Source organism: Fundicoccus sp. Sow4_D5 (genome assembly GCF_052116365.1).
In the GTDB taxonomy this organism is placed as follows: Bacteria; Bacillota; Bacilli; order Lactobacillales; family Aerococcaceae; genus Fundicoccus.
This window is the reverse complement of sequence record NZ_JBQKLF010000004.1, coordinates 14676-31405: the sequence shown is the minus strand read 5'-3', so window position 1 is coordinate 31405 and position 16730 is coordinate 14676. Positions and strand designations below refer to the sequence as shown.

Below are 16730 nucleotides of genomic sequence, written 5' to 3'. Positions count from 1 at the left end.
CTAGATTTTTTATTGTCACCTCAAGGATTTGATGGAAGGGCTCTCATTAATTTATGAAAGTAGAAAAAAGACGATAGTTACTAGAAGTAAAAAACAGTAAAGTAGTGTTAAGTTACAAATGAAAGCATTAACATCATGATGTCAATACAATTATTAAATCAAATAAACAGGGGGACTTTCAGTGGAAAATTATATTTTATCCATCGATCAAGGCACAACTAGTTCGAGAGCAATCATTTTTAATAAAAAAGGTGAAAAAGTGAGTAGTTACCAAAAGGAATTTACACAAATCTTCCCAAAAGCAGGTTGGGTCGAGCATAATGCGAATGAAATCTGGACTTCAGTTCAATCGGTTATTGCGGGTGCATTTATTGAAAGCGGTATTAAGCCAAGTCAAATCGCGGGTATTGGTATTACGAACCAACGAGAAACAACCGTTGTTTGGGATAAGGCGACTGGTTTACCCATTTACAATGCGATTGTATGGCAATCACGTCAAACAGCAGAAATTGCGGATCAACTAAAAACAGCAGGTCATTCTGAAATGATTCACGAAAAAACAGGACTAGTGATCGATGCTTACTTCTCAGCGACTAAAATCCGTTGGATCTTAGATCACGTTGAAGGGGCACAAGAACGTGCGGAAAAAGGTGAATTATTATTCGGTACGATTGATACGTGGTTAGTTTGGAAATTAACGAATGGAGAAAAACACGTCACGGATTACTCAAACGCTGCCAGAACCATGTTATACAATATTAAAGACTTAGAATGGGATCGTGAAATTCTTGATTTGTTAAATATTCCAACAATAATGTTACCAGAAGTCAAATCAAACTCAGAGATTTACGGTATTACCGCCCCTTTCCATTTCTATGGAGGTGAAGTCCCCATTGGTGGAATGGCTGGGGACCAACAAGCAGCATTATTTGGTCAATTAGCTTTCGAACCAGGTATGGTAAAAAACACTTATGGAACAGGATCATTCATTATTATGAACACAGGTGACAAAGTGCAAATGTCTAACAACAACCTATTAACAACAATTGGTTACGGCATTAACGGTAAGATTTACTATGCCTTAGAAGGATCGATTTTTATTGCGGGTAGTTCGATCCAATGGTTACGTGATGGTTTAAAAATGATTGGCGATTCAGCGGAATCTGAAGAGTTATCACGTCGCTCAACAAACAATGACGAAGTTTATGTAGTCCCAGCCTTTACCGGCTTAGGAGCACCTTACTGGGATTCAAATGCGAGAGGCTCTGTTTTCGGCGTAACGCGTGGAACGACGAAAGAAGACTTTGTTAAAGCGACTGTTCAATCGATTGCTTATCAAGTACGCGATGTTATTGATACGATGCAAGTCGACACAAAGATGAAGATCCCTGTCTTAAAAGTGGATGGTGGCGCAGCGATGAATAACTACTTAATGCAATTCCAATCAGATATTATTGGCATTGAAATCGCGCGTGCGAAAAACTTAGAAACAACCGCCTTAGGAGCAGCTTTCTTAGCGGGTCTTGCGGTAGGTTTCTGGAAAGATTTAGACGAAATTAAAACATTAAATGAAGCGGGTGAAGTCTTCTCGCCTTCGATGAATAATGCACGTAAAGAACAATTATATCGTGGCTGGAAGAAAGCTGTTCATGCTACTCGCGTCTTTTCGCAAGATGACGCATTAGATCTTTAAGAAGGAGAGAATAATGATGAGATTTTCAAAAGAGACACGTTTAAGAGCCATTGAAAAATTACAAGAGCGTACCTTGGATTTACTAATTATTGGTGGAGGAATTACGGGAGCGGGTGTGGCATTACAAGCGGCAGCCAGCGGTTTAGACACTGGTTTGATTGAGATGCAAGATTTTTCGGAAGGAACAAGTAGCCGTTCAACAAAATTAGTTCACGGTGGGATTCGTTATTTGAAGCAGTTTGATGTGGAAGTCGTATCTGACACAGTGAAAGAGCGTGCAGTGGTTCAACAAATTGCGCCACATATTCCAAAAGCAGACCGCATGCTATTGCCTGTCTATGATGAACCCAACTCAACTTTCAGTATGTTCCGCTTAAAAGTCGCGATGGATTTATATGACTTGTTGGCTGGGGTGACTGGTACGCCTTTAGCGAATAGACAGTTAACAAAAGAAGAAGTCTTAGAGCGCGAACCAGAAATTAAAGCAGAAGGCTTATTAGGTGGAGGAGAGTATCTAGACTACATCAATAATGATGCGCGCCTAGTCATCGAGAACATCAAACGAGCCAATGAAGATGGCGCCTTAGTGGCTAGTCGTGTCAAGGCGATTGGTTACTTGAAAGATGCGAAAGGTCAAATCCTTGGGGTGAAAGCGAAAGATTTACTGACAGGCAAAGAATTCGACATCAATGCACGTTATGTCATCAACACAACAGGTCCATGGAGCGACGTTGTTCGTAATATGGATAACACGGGTGACCAAAAGCTACAAATGCGACCAACTAAAGGGGTTCATTTAGTGGTAGATAGCAGTAAAATCAAAGTTCCAAATGCGACCTACTTCGATACAGGCTTAGGCGATGGACGTATGGTTTTTGTGATTCCGCGTGAGAATAAGACATATTTCGGAACAACCGATACAGACTATACGGGTGATTTAACTCATCCAACCGTGACTCAAGAAGACGTTGACTACTTATTAGAAGTCGTGAACAGTCGATTCCCACAAGCGATGATCACTTTAAAAGATATTGAAAGTAGCTGGGCTGGATTAAGACCATTAATTTCTGGTAACAATGCATCAGATTATAACGGTGGAGATAATGGGTCGATTTCAGACGAAAGTTTTGATCACTTAATTGCGGTTGTTAGTCGTTACTTGAACAAAGAGGCAAGTCGTGAAGATGTAACAGAAGCGATTATGACAATTGAAAGCAGTAGTTCAGAGAAAAATCCATCAAGCATTTCTCGTGGAAGTTCTCTAGATATAGACGATAACGGGCTAATCACATTAGCAGGTGGTAAAATTACTGACTACCGCAAGATGGCTGAAGGTGCGATGCGCGAAATCATACGTTTACTTGCCCAGACTCATAGTCGTCACTATACATTAATTAACTCAAAAACTTATCCTGTATCTGGTGGCGAGTTGAATCCATCAAACGTGGATTCAGAGTTAGAGACTTTCGCTCATTTAGGTGTCAAACGTGGCTTAGATGCAGCCGATGCGCGATATATTGCGAATGTATTCGGATCGAATGCACCTCGTGTCTTTAAATTAGCAACAGATCTAGAAGCAGCAGAAGGCTTAACGTTACGCGACACCTTAGTCTTACATTACACAATGCGTGAAGAAATGGTTTTAACACCGGTTGACTACTTCTTAAGAAGAACCAACCACTTATTATTTATGCGTGAGTCATTGGATGCTTTAATTCAACCAATCGCAAACGAAATGGCTAAATATTTAGGTTGGAGTGAAGAAGAACAAGCAGCTCACCTAGCGGAATTAGACCGTGTGCTAGCTGAAAGTGATTTAAGAGACTTAAAAGCACTCGCAAACTAATCGATTGACACAATAGAGCATTCAAAATATAAAAGCAGGGAGTCCTGTAGGGCTCCTTGATATAAGAGGAGAAAATTTATGGGAACAGAATTTATTGGAGAATTATTGGGTACATTTATTTTAGTGTTGCTAGGAAATGGAATTGTTGCGGGTAACTTATTAAATAAAACTAAAAGCAACAATGCTGGTTGGTTAACAATCACAATCGGTTGGGGGATTGCGGTAACAATGGGGGCTTTCGTCTCAGGTTACATGAGTTTAGCTCACTTAAACCCGGCCGTAACGATTGCTTTCGCAATCTCAGGCGGTATTGCTTGGAGTTCAGTACTGCCTTACATCGCGGCTCAAATGGTGGGTGCTTTCTTAGGATCAGTCTTTGTATGGTTACAGTATAAAGATCACTATGACATTACCCAAGACCAAGGGGCTATCTTAGGCACGTTTGCGACAGGTCCTGCAATTTACAATCCAATCATGAACACGATTAGTGAAGTGATTGGTACTTTCGTATTGATGTTTGGTATCCTTTCATTCTCTAACTACGATACATTCCCATGGGCGGGTAACTTAATCACAGGTGCGTTAATCATCGGTATCGGTCTATCATTAGGTGGAACGACAGGCTATGCCATTAACCCTGCACGTGATCTAGGGCCACGTATTGCTCACGCAATCTTACCAATCCCCAATAAAGGCGACTCAGACTGGAAATATGCTCTTGTTCCAATCGTAGGTCCAATCATTGGTGCAATTCTAGCGGTATTAGTTTACGGCATGATTTAATTAAAGTCAGACTATTCACAGTGCGATCCCTCGATAGGAGTGTCGCACTGTTTTTTTTGGGGGGAGGCAGTCGTTATTAATTTTTAGTGATTATTCGAGAGTAGCTCGTCAGATAGTTGAATAGTCATTGGGGTTTTACACTCATGAAACATACTTATGACACACCGCTTATAAATGAATGCGATCATTCACTTCAACCGAGTATAAAATAAGCTGCTAACTAACGCTGATTCGAATGTTCGTAAAATTACAAACGGGGTATGGATTTTTAATTGTGTTCTTGGTGGCAACCTAGAACTATAACTGAATAATATAAATAGACTGATAAAACACTCGTTATATGAAGTATCATAAGTTTTTTTGGAGGTTAAGTGACAAACATTAGTCACTTAGCATAATAGAAGTTGGGGTTTGTCTCAATTCAACATGTGAACACTTAATCAATCGATTTGTGATTAAATTAAAAATAAGAAATAGACGGAATTAAGCTGTCGCTTAAAATGATGATGCGTGAAGAGTTACAAGAGCGAGTTTTTCGTTGGCAACAGGTGCAAGAGTATAGAGAAGAAGCCGTTACCAAACGAATTCCATACGAACATCAAACACTTCAGGTGCTGTCTGATGCATGAAGCCAAGACAATATTTACCGGTTCATTCACAAGACGGTGCACACGATATTTGGATTGTGATTGAAGGAAGGGTAGAGTTTTATTCTGAATGTGGCAAGAAGGTTATGATTAAAGTGGGGGACATCGTTATAGCAAGTGCCCGAGAAAAACACAGTATAACGATTAACTCGGACAAGGATTTTGTGATGTTAGAAATTACAGGACCAACACCTACCGGTTTTATCTTTCATGAAGAACAACACTTATGGCTTTTTTTTTAAACAGATAAGGAGAATTGACATGCGAATTAAAGCATTAGAATCATTAACTGTTTCACACGACTTGATTGAGGAATTTGCTGCACCAATTAGAGAAAAAAGTCATAAATTCACTTATTACAAAGAAAAAACGACTGACTTAGCCGAACGTAGTAAAAATTCGGACGTTAGAATGATCGCAAATAATCCTTATCCAACGTAAGCAATCGACCAAGCAGCAAACCTAGAGTACATGACGTCGCCTTTACAAATGTTGATCATATAGGGATCGCGGATGCTAAAAATCAAGAGATTCTACCTTCGAATGCGGCAGACTATGCCAATCAAACCTTTGCAAAAAATGATCTATTGAAATCACTTTGGACCTTTACTGCAAAATTACCCTAGGAAAGAAACACATCTGTGATGCCAATTTCTCTGGACCATTCCAAGGTGGTGAAATTACGGCAAGACAGTCAGCGTGATAGGAAAGGGTAAAACCGGTATCATAACGGCCCAATTATATTGAGCGTGTGGTTGTCAATTAATTGCTTGTGACCCCATCCCCCAACTCAGATGCAGCCGCATTAGGTATCATTTATTTATCACTAGATGATGTCTTAACACAAGCTGACATTGTCACACTACACCTGCCCTTATTACCGGCTACATAAGATTTGAATTCGACTAGAAAACTACAATTAATGAAGGAAAGTGTGACTCTAATCAATTGTGCACAATGCGTTTCTAGCTGACGCATTGAACACAGGTCAAATCGCTGGGGCAATCATTGACGTCTTCGATATGGAATTACTCATTCCAGCAGGTTATCCATATTATACGTTAACATGCGATTTTAACGCCGCACGTCGGATTCTTAACAACGAAGCCATGGAATAAAGAGCGCGTATCGCATTTGACAACAGCTTAGGCTTCTTAGATGGTAAGCCATAAAATGTAATCGTTCGCTAAGTCATACTAAACTGTCCCCATTATTAGGCGGGCAGTCTTTTAAGGGGAATACACGATCACAAAGGAACACAATCAGGAGTCACCAATCGCTTATAGCTCATAATTGAGAATGTGTAGACCAAAAAAAGGACGGAAATATCATCCGTCCTTTCAAGTGTCAAGAAGATTAGTACATACCGCGAGCTTCATCACTTAAATCGATATAAATATTTTTGGCTTGAGTATAAACATCTAAAATCATCTTATGAGTTTCGCGTCCAATTCGTAAATTCTTGAAATCACCAAATGGTGCGCCGGCTTCAAAACCTGCATACGTGTTAACCCAGATACGACCTGTGCGTATAACCCGTGCCACTTTAAAAGCGGTATTGATATCTTTCGTTCAAACGCCATCACCTAAAGCCTATTCATTATCGTGGCTCGTTCGATGACCTCATCCACATCCTTGGAAGTAATTACAACTCCAACAAGACCAAAGAATTCTTCATGCGCAGTAGGTCAATCATTCGTTGCTTCAAGTAAGGTTGGCTTGTAGAAGGCACCTTTGGCACAACTCACCATCTGGATAAAAACTTCCGCCCACAAGGAGTGTCTCACCTTCTTCTTCTTCTTTATCAATTTTCACATATTTTTCAATCAGTTCGTTTGGGTCTTCATTCACTTGAGCACCCGTTTGTATCTGTAAATCCAGTGGACTAGCGACTATAACTCTCTCAAAATCTTCTACTAGACGACCAACAAATTCATCGTAAACTGATTCCTGAACAAAAATTCGAGAATCATCTGAACACACTTGTCACTGATTAAAGAGGATTCGCAAAGCTGCATCATCTAAAGTTAAGTCCATCTCCATATCTGCAAAGAATATATTGGTAGATTTTCCTCCTAGCTCTGAAGTTGAAGGGATTAAATAATTAGTGGCTGTGATATCACTCTAGCGTGCAACTTCCGTTGAAGCAGTAAAGACAATTTTATCAATTACTTTATGATGTAGTAAGTATTCACCTGATTTTGAACTGCGCCCTGTCAGTAAAATGAAGCCCCCATGAGGTAAAACATTGTTTAATATTTTTGTTATTTCTAAAACACTCAGCGACGTACTAAAGGAAGGGCTAAATCCAATCGTATTACCGGCTGCTAGGGCAGGTGGGAGTTTTCCAAGCGGCCATTAGGAAAGGAAAGTTCCAAGGGACACTCTTTGACACGACACCAATTGGTTCGCGTAACATCATTGACAAGGTCTGATTGGTTAATATTTGGACTGTCTCTTCTTCTGAACGAATCACGCTAGCGAAATAACGGAAGTGATTAATTGCTAAAGGAATATCTGCACCAGACGTTTCACGAATTGGTTATCCATTATCAAGAGATTCCACTTCAGAAAGAAAATCAGCTTTTGTCTCAATTCAATCAGCAACTTCTAACAAAAGGGCAGAACGTTCTTTTACATCTGTATGGCTCCAAGAGTTAAAAGCAACTTGTGTAACTTCAACTGCTTTGTCGACATCATCATCCGTTGCGTCGACCAGAGTAGCCAATACCTTACCAGTTGCTGGGTTATAAGAAGTAATTTTATTTGAACCGGTCTCATGAACCTATTCACCGTTAATGAGCAATTTGTAATTTAAATCTATCGTCAAGGATATTCTCTCACACCTACTTCATTTAGTGCTTTCACTATGAAGAGATTTCAAAGCGCTCTACAACTAATATTTCATTTAGCGCAACGAATCAAAGATATTTATTAGTTTTACATTAACAAAATACGTTTAAAATCAGCCTGAAAGCTAAAAAATATTTATTATCGATTCTAAGGCTGACATAAAGTGGAAACTTTCGAACTATCCTCAGAAAATAGCAAAAAAACGTATTGTTTTAAAATGTCCTTGGCGATTTCTAGCCCTTAATGTTAATTCACTTTGTTCGATAAGTAAATGATAGACAAAGGTTTTCGTAAATCTCGCGGGGGAAATTTGTGGGAAAGCGGCTTGCTGGTCCAATTCACATTCTGCAAATCAACTTAGCTGTCATACTATTATGTTAATCGGTTAATCTTTTGTTGTGCCTATTGATTGACAATGGGCCGCGGCAAGTTTTTTTATTGAAGCTTCCTTGCCTAATAAGTTAATGTTTAAAAGTGTAATATAGTACACGCAATTTACTTATGAAACGAGTTGGCATTCCTAAGATGGGGTGATAGAATTCATTTTAATTAAATCAATGCGACTATTTTATCACCGGATAGGATAGAAACGCTCTTTTTCTTTTGTGTAGGTCTTTGAAACAAAAGAGAAGGGGCATTTTTTTATGTTGAGGAGGAAGTTTCAAGTGGAAAAATTAAGTAATCAAACAAGTAGCACACGTCAATTATTTGTCCAATATACATCTTTAGCTGTCTTAAGTATGTCGGGACAATCATTATTTATTTTTGCGGATACATTCTTTATCGCAAATGGTGTGGGGCCTAAAGGGATTGCGGCCTTAAACATCGTCTTGCCGATGATTAGTCTATTCAATGGATTAGGTTGGTTATTTGGTATCGGTGGAGCAACACTGTTTGGGATTGCGTTAGGTAAAAATCAAATAGATGAAGCAAATCGTTTGTTTAATATGACGGTCTGGTTTACTTTACTCGTTTCTGCAACATTTGCGGCATTAACGACTTTATTTGCTCAAGAACTATTGAATTTATTTGGTGCAAATTCTGAGATTTATGAGATGTCTGCTAGTTACTACGGTATTCTCATGCTGTTTGCACCGCTTTTTATGTTGAATGTTGTCTTGATATCATTTCTACGCAATGATCATAATCCTCGTTTAGCGATGATCGCGTTGTTAGCAGGTGGTTTAACTAACATTGTCTTAGACTATGTGTTTATTTTCCCACTTCGAATGGGCTTAACAGGTGCTGCAATTGCAACGACAAGTTCACCGATTGTCTCGATGTTAGTCGCAAGTTTACATTGGCGTCAAAGCAATCATCATTTACAGTTTCATAAGGTAAGCTTGCGCATTAAAGAACTGAAGGCCATCGCTAGTTTAGGTTTCTCGTCTTTCTTTAATGAATTTTCATCTGCTGTCGTGATGTTTCTCTTCAACATCATGATTTTACAAGTAGTTGGCACCATTGGTGTTTCGGCTTACGGAATCATCGCCAATTTGAATATTATTGTTATCTCCTTATTTACAGGACTTGGTCAAGGGTTTCAACCCTTGATTAGTTATTATTATGGTCAGAAAAATGCTAAAGAAATTAAGCGAATACTTACGATGGCCCTAGGATCAGGAGGCGCTTTAAGCGTGATAATTCTCCTGATTGGTCTTTTAATGCCAGATGCCTTAGTGTCTGTCTTTAATAGTGAACAGAATGTTCAACTAGCTGAAATTGCGAGTCAAGGGCTTCCTTTATATTTCGCTTCATTTTTATTAACGGGAGTCAACTTCGTTGTCATCTATTTCTTAGCAGCCATCAATCAAGCGAGGGCCTCCCTAAGACTGTCTGCTTTACGTGGTATCGTATTTATCATTCCAATTCTGTTTGTCATGTCCATGTGGTTTGGTTTGGTAGGTATCTGGTTAACCTTATTAATCGTTGAAGCCTTGACCTGTGTCTTAGCCGTTTACTTGCTAATAAAATCGGTCGAGCGACTTAACTAATAACAAGAAAAAAACCGCCTAATTTTGGCGGTTTTTGTGTAGATTTATTTAATTAATTGAACTTGAACATCTGAATCGATATATTCTTTTTCGCCAGCTGCTTGTTCAATTGAACCGAAAGGCATTTGAGCGATTAATTCGTATGAATCTGGTAAATTGAACATGTCGCGAATGGCTTTATCAAAGCCTTGCTCATAGCCAACGTTAAAGTGTTGTAGAGATCCGCCTAAGTTCATTTCAGCTAATGCTAACCATGCAGCATATTGTGAGTTAGCTGAGTTGTTTTGTTTGTATGCTTCAGTACGTTGACCCACTGTAGGCATTGTTGCGACAGCATCGCGGTCTTCGAAGAATAAAATTGTACCAATACCGTTTTTCGCACCATGCATGATGGGTGACATGAAATCCCAAGTCGCTTGGTCTAAGACATTTTCTTGAACTTCTAAAATTAAGTCCCAGAATTTAGTGTTCGCTTCACCGTTTAGAATCACTAAGCGAGAGGTTTGGCTGTTGAAAGCTGAAGGAACATCTTTTTGTGTTTCACGGATTGATGAAACGATTTCCTCGATTGAGTACTCGCTTGAGTTACCTAAGGCGTAAATTGAACGACGGTTTTTGATTACTTGTTTAAATGCTGTCATGAATGTAAATCTCCTCTGTTTTTGAATGTATTTAACTAACTGATTAATAATATAACATGCATTTGAATGATTGTAAACCCTCGAATTCGAAATAAATATAATGAATACGTTTTCTATAAAGTTAATGGCAAAATAAGACCCCCAATCATATGACGAGGGGAGTCCTATGGATAATTATCAGAATAAATCTAACTGTCGAGGGGCAAGGTTTTCGTAATGGATTCCCAGTAGTTTCTGAAATTCTTTGGCGTTTGGAGCCGCATGTCCACCAGAGTTATTGTTGAAAATAACAGCCACATTTTCTGAAGCATCCGCTAGAGTGAGCGTGATGTCTTTAAAGTTGTTTAATTCATCGGGTGAATACTGATATAGGGTCCGGACTTGACGCCAATCTTGACTGTCGTCTACACCGAGCCAGCCGTCGTAATTGCGACCATGTAAACGCAGGATGCTTTGTTTCTCATGTGTCACAGTGGCGACCAAAGGCACGGAATTATGCGGTGTTTGAGGTTGGTCGACCACGACATGGATCAAGTGGTAGTGCTGCAAAAATTGTAACGTTTCGGTGGCGTAGTCGGGACTCAACCAGCTAGGATGACGAAATTCGACCGCAATTGGGACATCGCCCATTAGAGTGCGGACTTGGCGCAAGTATCTGACATTTTCTCTCACACAAGTAAAGTAAGGTGGAAATTGAAAGAGAAAGGCGGTCAGTTTCCCGCTGTCGACCATCGGTCTAAAGTGTTGGCTAAAGGTGGCAAAAAGCTCTTTGAGCGGCCGGCTTTCGTCAGGGCGCCGGGCATGTTGCGTCATCGGTCCATAGGCTTTGGTGATAAACTGAAAGTTGTCTGGTGTTTGTTTCAGCCACTGAAGTATCCGCTCTTGGGAAGGAATCGCATAAAAGCTTGCATCCAGCTCAACGATTGGAAAGTGAGACGCGTAGTCCACGAGTTTGTGTTTAGATTGAGTGTGTAGCATCGGATGGTCCATCCAACCTGTCAAACCAATTTGAATCATGTGGCACCTCCTTTAATCTTTTACTTTAAACTTGTCAGCCACCCGTCAATTATTAAGCGCCGTCAAGTGATGGGTCCTATTTTGAACGGAGGGGTTAATGGCTTGTCTGATTCAGTTTGTTCGTGTCATTAGTTTATCATAAAAAAATAGAACCTTCCTGAATGTGGGGAGCTTGACCTAGGTCAAGGCGCTTGTTGCGAAAGTGTTTTATAATAGAGTTATCAAGGAAAGGGGTTTTAAATATGTCAGATTACAAACAACTTTACGAAACAAGTGCTGTGAATACTGGGGGACGTGATGGCTTCAGTTATTTAGCGGATGGGTCATATGAAGTGAAAATTTCAACACCAAAAGGGATGGGTGGAACGGGTGAGGGTCAAAATCCGGAACAATTATTTGCCTTAGGTTATGGGGCTTGTTTCCATGGTGCTTTAGAGGTTGTCAAAGGTCAGCATAAAGTGACCAATGCGTCTCAAGTATTGAATACTGTTCGATTATTTAAGAAACCGGAAGCGGCCGATTTTAAATTGGAAGTTGAAATTCAAGTGGGGATTCAAGATTTAGACCGTGAGGCTACACAGAAATTAGCTGACGAAGCGCATACGGTGTGTCCTTACTCAAAAGCGGTTGCGGGCAATATCGAAGTGTTCGTGAAAGCTGTGGACTATGATGCGAGTCAAGAAAAATAAAGAGTGAGTGATTGAGACCAGACATGCGTGTGTATGTTTGGTCTTTATTTGTTTTGGTGGTAAAATTTAGACACACTCTGAGAGAAAGTAGGTGGCTGATTGGATTTTTCACAGTATCATCATTGCATTAGCACCATGCCTTTGTTCCAGTCACTGTCTGTTGAACAAATCGAATTGATTCAAGCGCAGATTATCGAACGCGACTTTGCGACCGGCGACTTGATTCACCGAGAAGGCGATGAGGCGGATACTTTATATCTGGTTCAAAAAGGTCAAATTCGAATGTTTAGATTAGCAACTTCAGGTAAGGAACAGCATTTGCGTGTGTTGGAAGCTGGCGATTTTGTTGGTGTACCGGCATTGTTTGCACACCGTCATTATGAATATTTTGTTGAAGCAACTGAGGAAACGACAGTTTGTTGTATTCAACGGGAGACGTTTAAGGACTTATTGTTAAGCAATCCTCAGATTGCGCTTGAATTATTGAGTGTGTTGTCTGAGCGCTTGGAGGAATCTGAACAACAAACGACCTGGATTACGTCCGAAAGTGTCCAAAGTCGTTTAGCAAATTATTTATTGGAGGAAGCCGCTAGGCAAGCGACGACGACCATTACGCTCACTTCCACTAAAAAGAATATTGCTTCTTTCTTGGGCATGTCACCTGAGTCCTTTAGTAGAGGTTTGGGAAAATTAACCAGAGCCGGCCTAGTCAAGCAACCCAAGCCGAATCGGCTTGAAATTTTGGATCAGACTGGCCTTAAGCAGTTAACTTATCAAGCTTAGTCGGTCCAACTTCAAGTTGATGCCATTTTGAAGTTGGCATGAAACGAGTTGTGGAGAATGGCTGAAGCAGAGGAAAAGGTGGAGAATAGTGACCCAAGAAAAGCAAGAACAGACAATGGATCTATATATTGAATCGAAACAGGCGCTGCAATTAGCCCAGAAACATCAAATTCAATTAATTATCGACAATCATATGTACAGTTTACAGTCCGATACGCTAAATAAAGGCCATCAGATTGCAGCACTTAGGCAATTTCTGTTTCCCTCTGTCTTAGTGACGGCCATCTTTTTCCTGATTTTTTTCTTTCGTGGGCAAGCCTTATTTGCCTTGACTGGTGGCTTTTCCATTGGGAGTACAGTGACCGCCTTAGGCGTCGTGAGTGGCGTCTTGACTTTTGCTTTTTATTTCGTCCGCTGGAAAAGGCAGGGCTACTCGCATCTAGAGAAAATTTATTGGCGGAATTTCCCGACCATCCTTATTTCCTTTGCCATCATCATTCTAATCGCCATGCTCTTCTTGTTTTATTTGTTATCCACTTTGTTTGTGAATCTTTATTTGGATCTCTATCTGTCCACTTTATTGGCTTTTATTGTCTTTGCCTTGGTGCATTACTTAATGATTCATTTCGTTTTGATTCTATCGCCTTCCGTTATGACGAAGCTATTGGTGTTTGTCGTATTAGGGGGTGTAGTCATCGCAATGGTGACAAATAATCAAGAAGAGTGGTGGCAAGTTCACTTGAGCTTTTTAGGGTCAAATCAGGCGACAAGTTCTTGGCAATTTAATTCAACCCTGATTTTATCGGCTTTATTGATGATTGCCTTGGTCGATTATATTTTTGTCGGCTTGAAAGAGCAGTTCCCTAAGCATTTAGGTGCAAGTATTTTGCGTATCTTGTTGACAATCACCGCTATTAGTTTAGGCATGGTAGGCTATTTCCCAGCAGATGGGCCAGGCAGGATGCCATACTATCATAATAAGTCAGCTGAGATGTTGGTAATTATGATCATCTTGATGATTATTGGGGTCAAGTGGCTACTGCCAAAAGTAACGCGTGAATTTCAATGGTTGTCGTATGCGCTAGGGGCGGTCTTGGTCGCAGTAACGACTCTCTATATGGTAGGTGACTATATCACCTTAACTGGCTTTGAATTAATTGCTTTTTTCTTAGCTTTCAGTTGGCTGATGTTACTCTTACAACATTTGGAAAAAGCCTTGCACCCTGAGGTTTTGACATATCAAGTGATAGTTCATTACCGAAATCCAAACGACAATTAATAAACACCTCAGCGACCTTGAAAAAACGGTCGTTGAGGTGTTTTATTTTGGTGAAATGCTTGGTCAGTGACGCTTACTTAGGCTTTCCGAAATTCTTCATCCATAACCTTTTGTAGCAAGTCGGGATTATCCGACATGATACCGTCCACGCCTTGACGCAAAAGTTTGCGCATGGTTATCGGGTCATTGATTGTCCAGTAGTAAATATCGATGCCTTGGCGACGGGCGCCTTTGACGATGTTTCTTTGAGTCAAATCAATACCGCGTTGTTTGAGCGGCAACTGTAGGGCCTGCGAATCTGTTTTGGCCAGAGAGTTGAGTCGCAACACCATCTTGACGATGTATTGCGTGGCTTCGCTTTCACCAGCCCCGATTGCGACACGACCTTTGGAAATTTCTTTGAAACGCTGATTAATCGCATGGTCAAAACTGGCCACGATTACCTTGTCTTCCATCTGATGTTTTTGCACAATGCGCCACATTTCTTGGACCATTGCTTCATATAAAGCCGGATGATTCGTGTCTTTTAGTTCAATCACCGCCCGCTTATTTGGGAAGGTTTGGAAAATTTCTTCAACAGTTGCTAACGTAATGCCTTTGCCACGGAAAGCGTGCTTACCATCCAGATCAACGAACTTCTCGCCAGCATCAAGGGCCTTGATTTCTGCGAGTGTCATACCATTAATTAGCCCAGTTCCCGTTGTGACGCGATCAACCGTCGGGTCATGACTGGCAATTAAATGACCGTCCTTAGTGATGTGAACATCATATTCAAACATATCCGCACCGACCTCATCGGCCTTGGTAAAAGCCTCCAACGTTTCTTCAGGCGCTAAAGCAGGACCGCCACGGTGGGCAATGTTATAAGGTTTGTCTGTCGCATCCGCGAAAAAAGGCCATTGTTTTTGCTTGTTGGGCCATAAATAAAGGAGCAACCAAAGTGGCGGGAGATATTTACAGAGATATTTTGCCAGTGTCTTGAGTGTTTTCATTTGAACCTCCTAAGGATGTTGTAAGTTTATTATAGGCTAGTTTGGCTACCTAAAGCAAACCAAGCTAGTTCATTCGGAAGATATTAAGCCCACAATATAAAGGTACAATATTATTATAAAATTTACGGCGAAATATTAGAGGGGATTGAATGAAAGTTAGTGAGCGTATCAATTGAGAAAAATATAATTCCGGTTTACGATAGTTTATAGAAGTTAACAAAATGTAAAGAGGATGTATCTCGTTTGTAATAAACTTATGCATTGTTAACGCAACGTATGAAAAAAGGGCAAACGTTGCCTTGTCGATAAACTAATTTTAGAGAGGTGAATGAAATGGGAAAAGGTAATTTTTTCAGTAAATATGTATATGACGCACCGTCAAGAGAAGCAGGTTTGAATATTTCATGGGCCAGTATTTTTGCCGGATTTGTTACTTTTATTGCGACTAGCTTGATGTTTTCATTAGTAGGAGCGTCGATTGGTTTTGGAGCGCCAGACTTAACCGCCGCCAATCCTTTAAAAGGTGTTGGCATGGGCTTAGTTATTTGGATCATTTTTGCTTTAGTCGTTTCTTTAGGTTTGGCAGGTTACGTGGCTGGTTTAACCGCGAGTCGCGCCGGCTTTGTTCATGGTTTCTTAACTTGGGCAGTCAGCTTAATCGCGATGTTCTTTTTAATGACATCCACTGCAACTTCAGCCTTTAATGCGGTTGGCTCCTTAGTCGGTGTGACGGGAGATGCGGTAGGTACAACTTTAGCGACAGCGGGCGACGCAGTTGGCAACTTATCCGAAGAGGCCTTCCAAACAATTTCAGAGAATGTGAATGTTGATTTATCAACGATGGACTTAGAACAAGATGTGGTCGATGCCCTAGAAAATTCAGATATTGAGCAATTACAACCTGAATATTTACAAGGACAATTAGATGCGACCGTGAATGAAATTTCTGATGCGGGTAAACGTATTGTAGTTGATGGCGAAGATCCAGCCCAAGTCTTTGACGAGGTCACGACATCGATTCAAGAGCGTGTCGAAGGGCTTGCTGCTGAAATTGATGAAGAAGACTTGACGCAAGCAATCGCGGACAACTCAGATTTAACAGAGCAAGAAGTCGAAGAGGCTGTGCAGAATATTCAGGAAGGTTATCCTGCAGCCACTGAAGAAGCGAAGCAAATGTTAGCCGAAGCCGAAACTGCGATTGCGGAATTAAGAGCAGATGCGGAACAAGCGATTGAAGACGCACGCATCCAAGCAGAAGAAATCGCTAATGCTACGGCCCGATACTCATTATACGTATTCTTTGGTATGTTAATCGCCTTAGTTATTAGTTCATTCGCAGGCTTTGCGGGTGCCAAAACTTTCCAAGCGCAAGTCGACACAGCCAAATAATTTATGTGCTTAAGTGTTTAGAGGCCATTAAACATTAACAGTAAAATTGAATAGACGCTAAGCCTCACCCGATGACTGGTATAGTACTGGTTGTTGGGTGATTTTTGTGGTGCCTTGGGGTGGT

General features: G+C 40.6%; 16 protein-coding genes and 2 pseudogenes. 12 read left to right on the top strand and 6 right to left on the bottom strand.

All coding sequences use genetic code 11. The features are described from left to right. Nucleotides 1–181: 181 nt before the first annotated feature. The 7 genes from glpK (at nt 182) to ACTQ45_RS06365 (ending at nt 6087) form a co-directional block, all read left to right on the top strand. A complete protein-coding gene (glpK, locus tag ACTQ45_RS06395; protein WP_441753230.1) occupies nt 182–1693 on the top strand; it encodes a glycerol kinase GlpK in 1512 nt (503 codons plus the stop codon). 16 nt (nt 1694–1709) lie between these two features. Next, complete coding sequence (glpO, locus tag ACTQ45_RS06390; RefSeq protein WP_441753228.1) at nt 1710–3539, top strand: type 1 glycerol-3-phosphate oxidase; 1830 nt, start codon at nt 1710–1712, stop codon at nt 3537–3539. A gap of 78 nt (nt 3540–3617) precedes the next feature. Continuing rightward, on the top strand, nt 3618–4322 hold the full coding sequence (locus tag ACTQ45_RS06385; RefSeq protein WP_441753226.1) for an MIP/aquaporin family protein: 705 nt from the start codon (nt 3618–3620) through the stop codon (nt 4320–4322). Nucleotides 4323–4822: 500 nt separating this feature from the next. Beyond that, entirely contained in the window at nt 4823–4951 is a 129-nt protein-coding gene (locus ACTQ45_RS06380; RefSeq protein ID WP_441753224.1) for a hypothetical protein, read from the top strand. Beyond that, on the top strand, nt 4948–5211 hold the full coding sequence (locus tag ACTQ45_RS06375) for a cupin domain-containing protein (protein WP_441753223.1): 264 nt from the start codon (nt 4948–4950) through the stop codon (nt 5209–5211). The genes ACTQ45_RS06380 and ACTQ45_RS06375 overlap by 4 nt, the downstream gene beginning before the upstream one ends. Before the next feature lie 19 nt (nt 5212–5230). Further along, entirely contained in the window at nt 5231–5410 is a 180-nt protein-coding gene (locus ACTQ45_RS06370; RefSeq protein WP_441753222.1) for a hypothetical protein, read from the top strand. 509 nt (nt 5411–5919) lie between these two features. Continuing rightward, the gene (locus tag ACTQ45_RS06365) at nt 5920–6087 is read left to right on the top strand and encodes a hypothetical protein (RefSeq protein ID WP_441763276.1); all 168 of its coding nucleotides are present in this window, start codon (nt 5920–5922) and stop codon (nt 6085–6087) included. 238 nt (nt 6088–6325) lie between these two features. Here ACTQ45_RS06365 and ACTQ45_RS06360 read toward each other — a convergent pair whose 3' ends face one another. The 3 genes and pseudogenes from ACTQ45_RS06360 to ACTQ45_RS06350 all read right to left on the bottom strand — a co-directional run bounded on the left by ACTQ45_RS06360 (nt 6326) and on the right by ACTQ45_RS06350 (nt 7697). Continuing rightward, nucleotides 6326–6514 carry an aldehyde dehydrogenase family protein gene (locus tag ACTQ45_RS06360; RefSeq protein WP_441753221.1) on the bottom strand — a complete coding sequence of 63 codons (189 nt, stop codon included), beginning with the start codon at nt 6512–6514 and terminating at the stop codon, nt 6326–6328. A gap of 159 nt (nt 6515–6673) precedes the next feature. Then, a pseudogene (locus ACTQ45_RS06355) lies at nt 6674–7282 on the bottom strand (aldehyde dehydrogenase family protein). A gap of 4 nt (nt 7283–7286) precedes the next feature. Further along, nucleotides 7287–7697: pseudogene (locus ACTQ45_RS06350) on the bottom strand (aldehyde dehydrogenase family protein). Nucleotides 7698–8487: 790 nt separating this feature from the next. Here ACTQ45_RS06350 and ACTQ45_RS06345 point away from each other — a divergent pair. Next, complete coding sequence (locus ACTQ45_RS06345) at nt 8488–9816, top strand: MATE family efflux transporter (RefSeq protein WP_441763275.1); 1329 nt, start codon at nt 8488–8490, stop codon at nt 9814–9816. 44 nt (nt 9817–9860) lie between these two features. Here the strand turns inward: ACTQ45_RS06345 and ACTQ45_RS06340 are convergent, their stop codons facing one another. Both ACTQ45_RS06340 and ACTQ45_RS06335 read right to left on the bottom strand, forming a co-directional pair. After that, nucleotides 9861–10457 carry a nitroreductase family protein gene (locus tag ACTQ45_RS06340; protein ID WP_441753217.1) on the bottom strand — a complete coding sequence of 199 codons (597 nt, stop codon included), beginning with the start codon at nt 10455–10457 and terminating at the stop codon, nt 9861–9863. A 177-nt stretch (nt 10458–10634) separates the two neighbouring features. Beyond that, entirely contained in the window at nt 10635–11474 is an 840-nt protein-coding gene (locus tag ACTQ45_RS06335) for a DUF72 domain-containing protein (RefSeq protein WP_441763274.1), read from the bottom strand. A gap of 242 nt (nt 11475–11716) precedes the next feature. Here ACTQ45_RS06335 and ACTQ45_RS06330 point away from each other — a divergent pair, with 242 nt between their 5' ends. The 3 genes from ACTQ45_RS06330 to ACTQ45_RS06320 all read left to right on the top strand — a co-directional run bounded on the left by ACTQ45_RS06330 (nt 11717) and on the right by ACTQ45_RS06320 (nt 14225). Next, a complete protein-coding gene (locus ACTQ45_RS06330) occupies nt 11717–12163 on the top strand; it encodes an organic hydroperoxide resistance protein (RefSeq protein ID WP_441753214.1) in 447 nt (148 codons plus the stop codon). Between the two features lie 99 nt (nt 12164–12262). Then, a complete protein-coding gene (locus tag ACTQ45_RS06325; protein ID WP_441753212.1) occupies nt 12263–12946 on the top strand; it encodes a Crp/Fnr family transcriptional regulator in 684 nt (227 codons plus the stop codon). An 88-nt stretch (nt 12947–13034) separates the two neighbouring features. After that, the gene (locus ACTQ45_RS06320; protein ID WP_441753210.1) at nt 13035–14225 is read left to right on the top strand and encodes a DUF998 domain-containing protein; all 1191 of its coding nucleotides are present in this window, start codon (nt 13035–13037) and stop codon (nt 14223–14225) included. Between the two features lie 77 nt (nt 14226–14302). Here ACTQ45_RS06320 and ACTQ45_RS06315 read toward each other — a convergent pair whose 3' ends face one another. Then, nucleotides 14303–15217 carry a glycerophosphodiester phosphodiesterase gene (locus ACTQ45_RS06315; RefSeq protein ID WP_441753208.1) on the bottom strand — a complete coding sequence of 305 codons (915 nt, stop codon included), beginning with the start codon at nt 15215–15217 and terminating at the stop codon, nt 14303–14305. 333 nt (nt 15218–15550) lie between these two features. On the opposite strand from ACTQ45_RS06315, the gene ACTQ45_RS06310 reads away from it, so the two are divergent. Further along, nucleotides 15551–16606, top strand: coding sequence for a hypothetical protein (locus ACTQ45_RS06310; RefSeq protein ID WP_441763273.1), 1056 nt, complete (start codon nt 15551–15553; stop codon nt 16604–16606). The last annotated feature ends 124 nt before the right edge of the window (nt 16607–16730 follow it).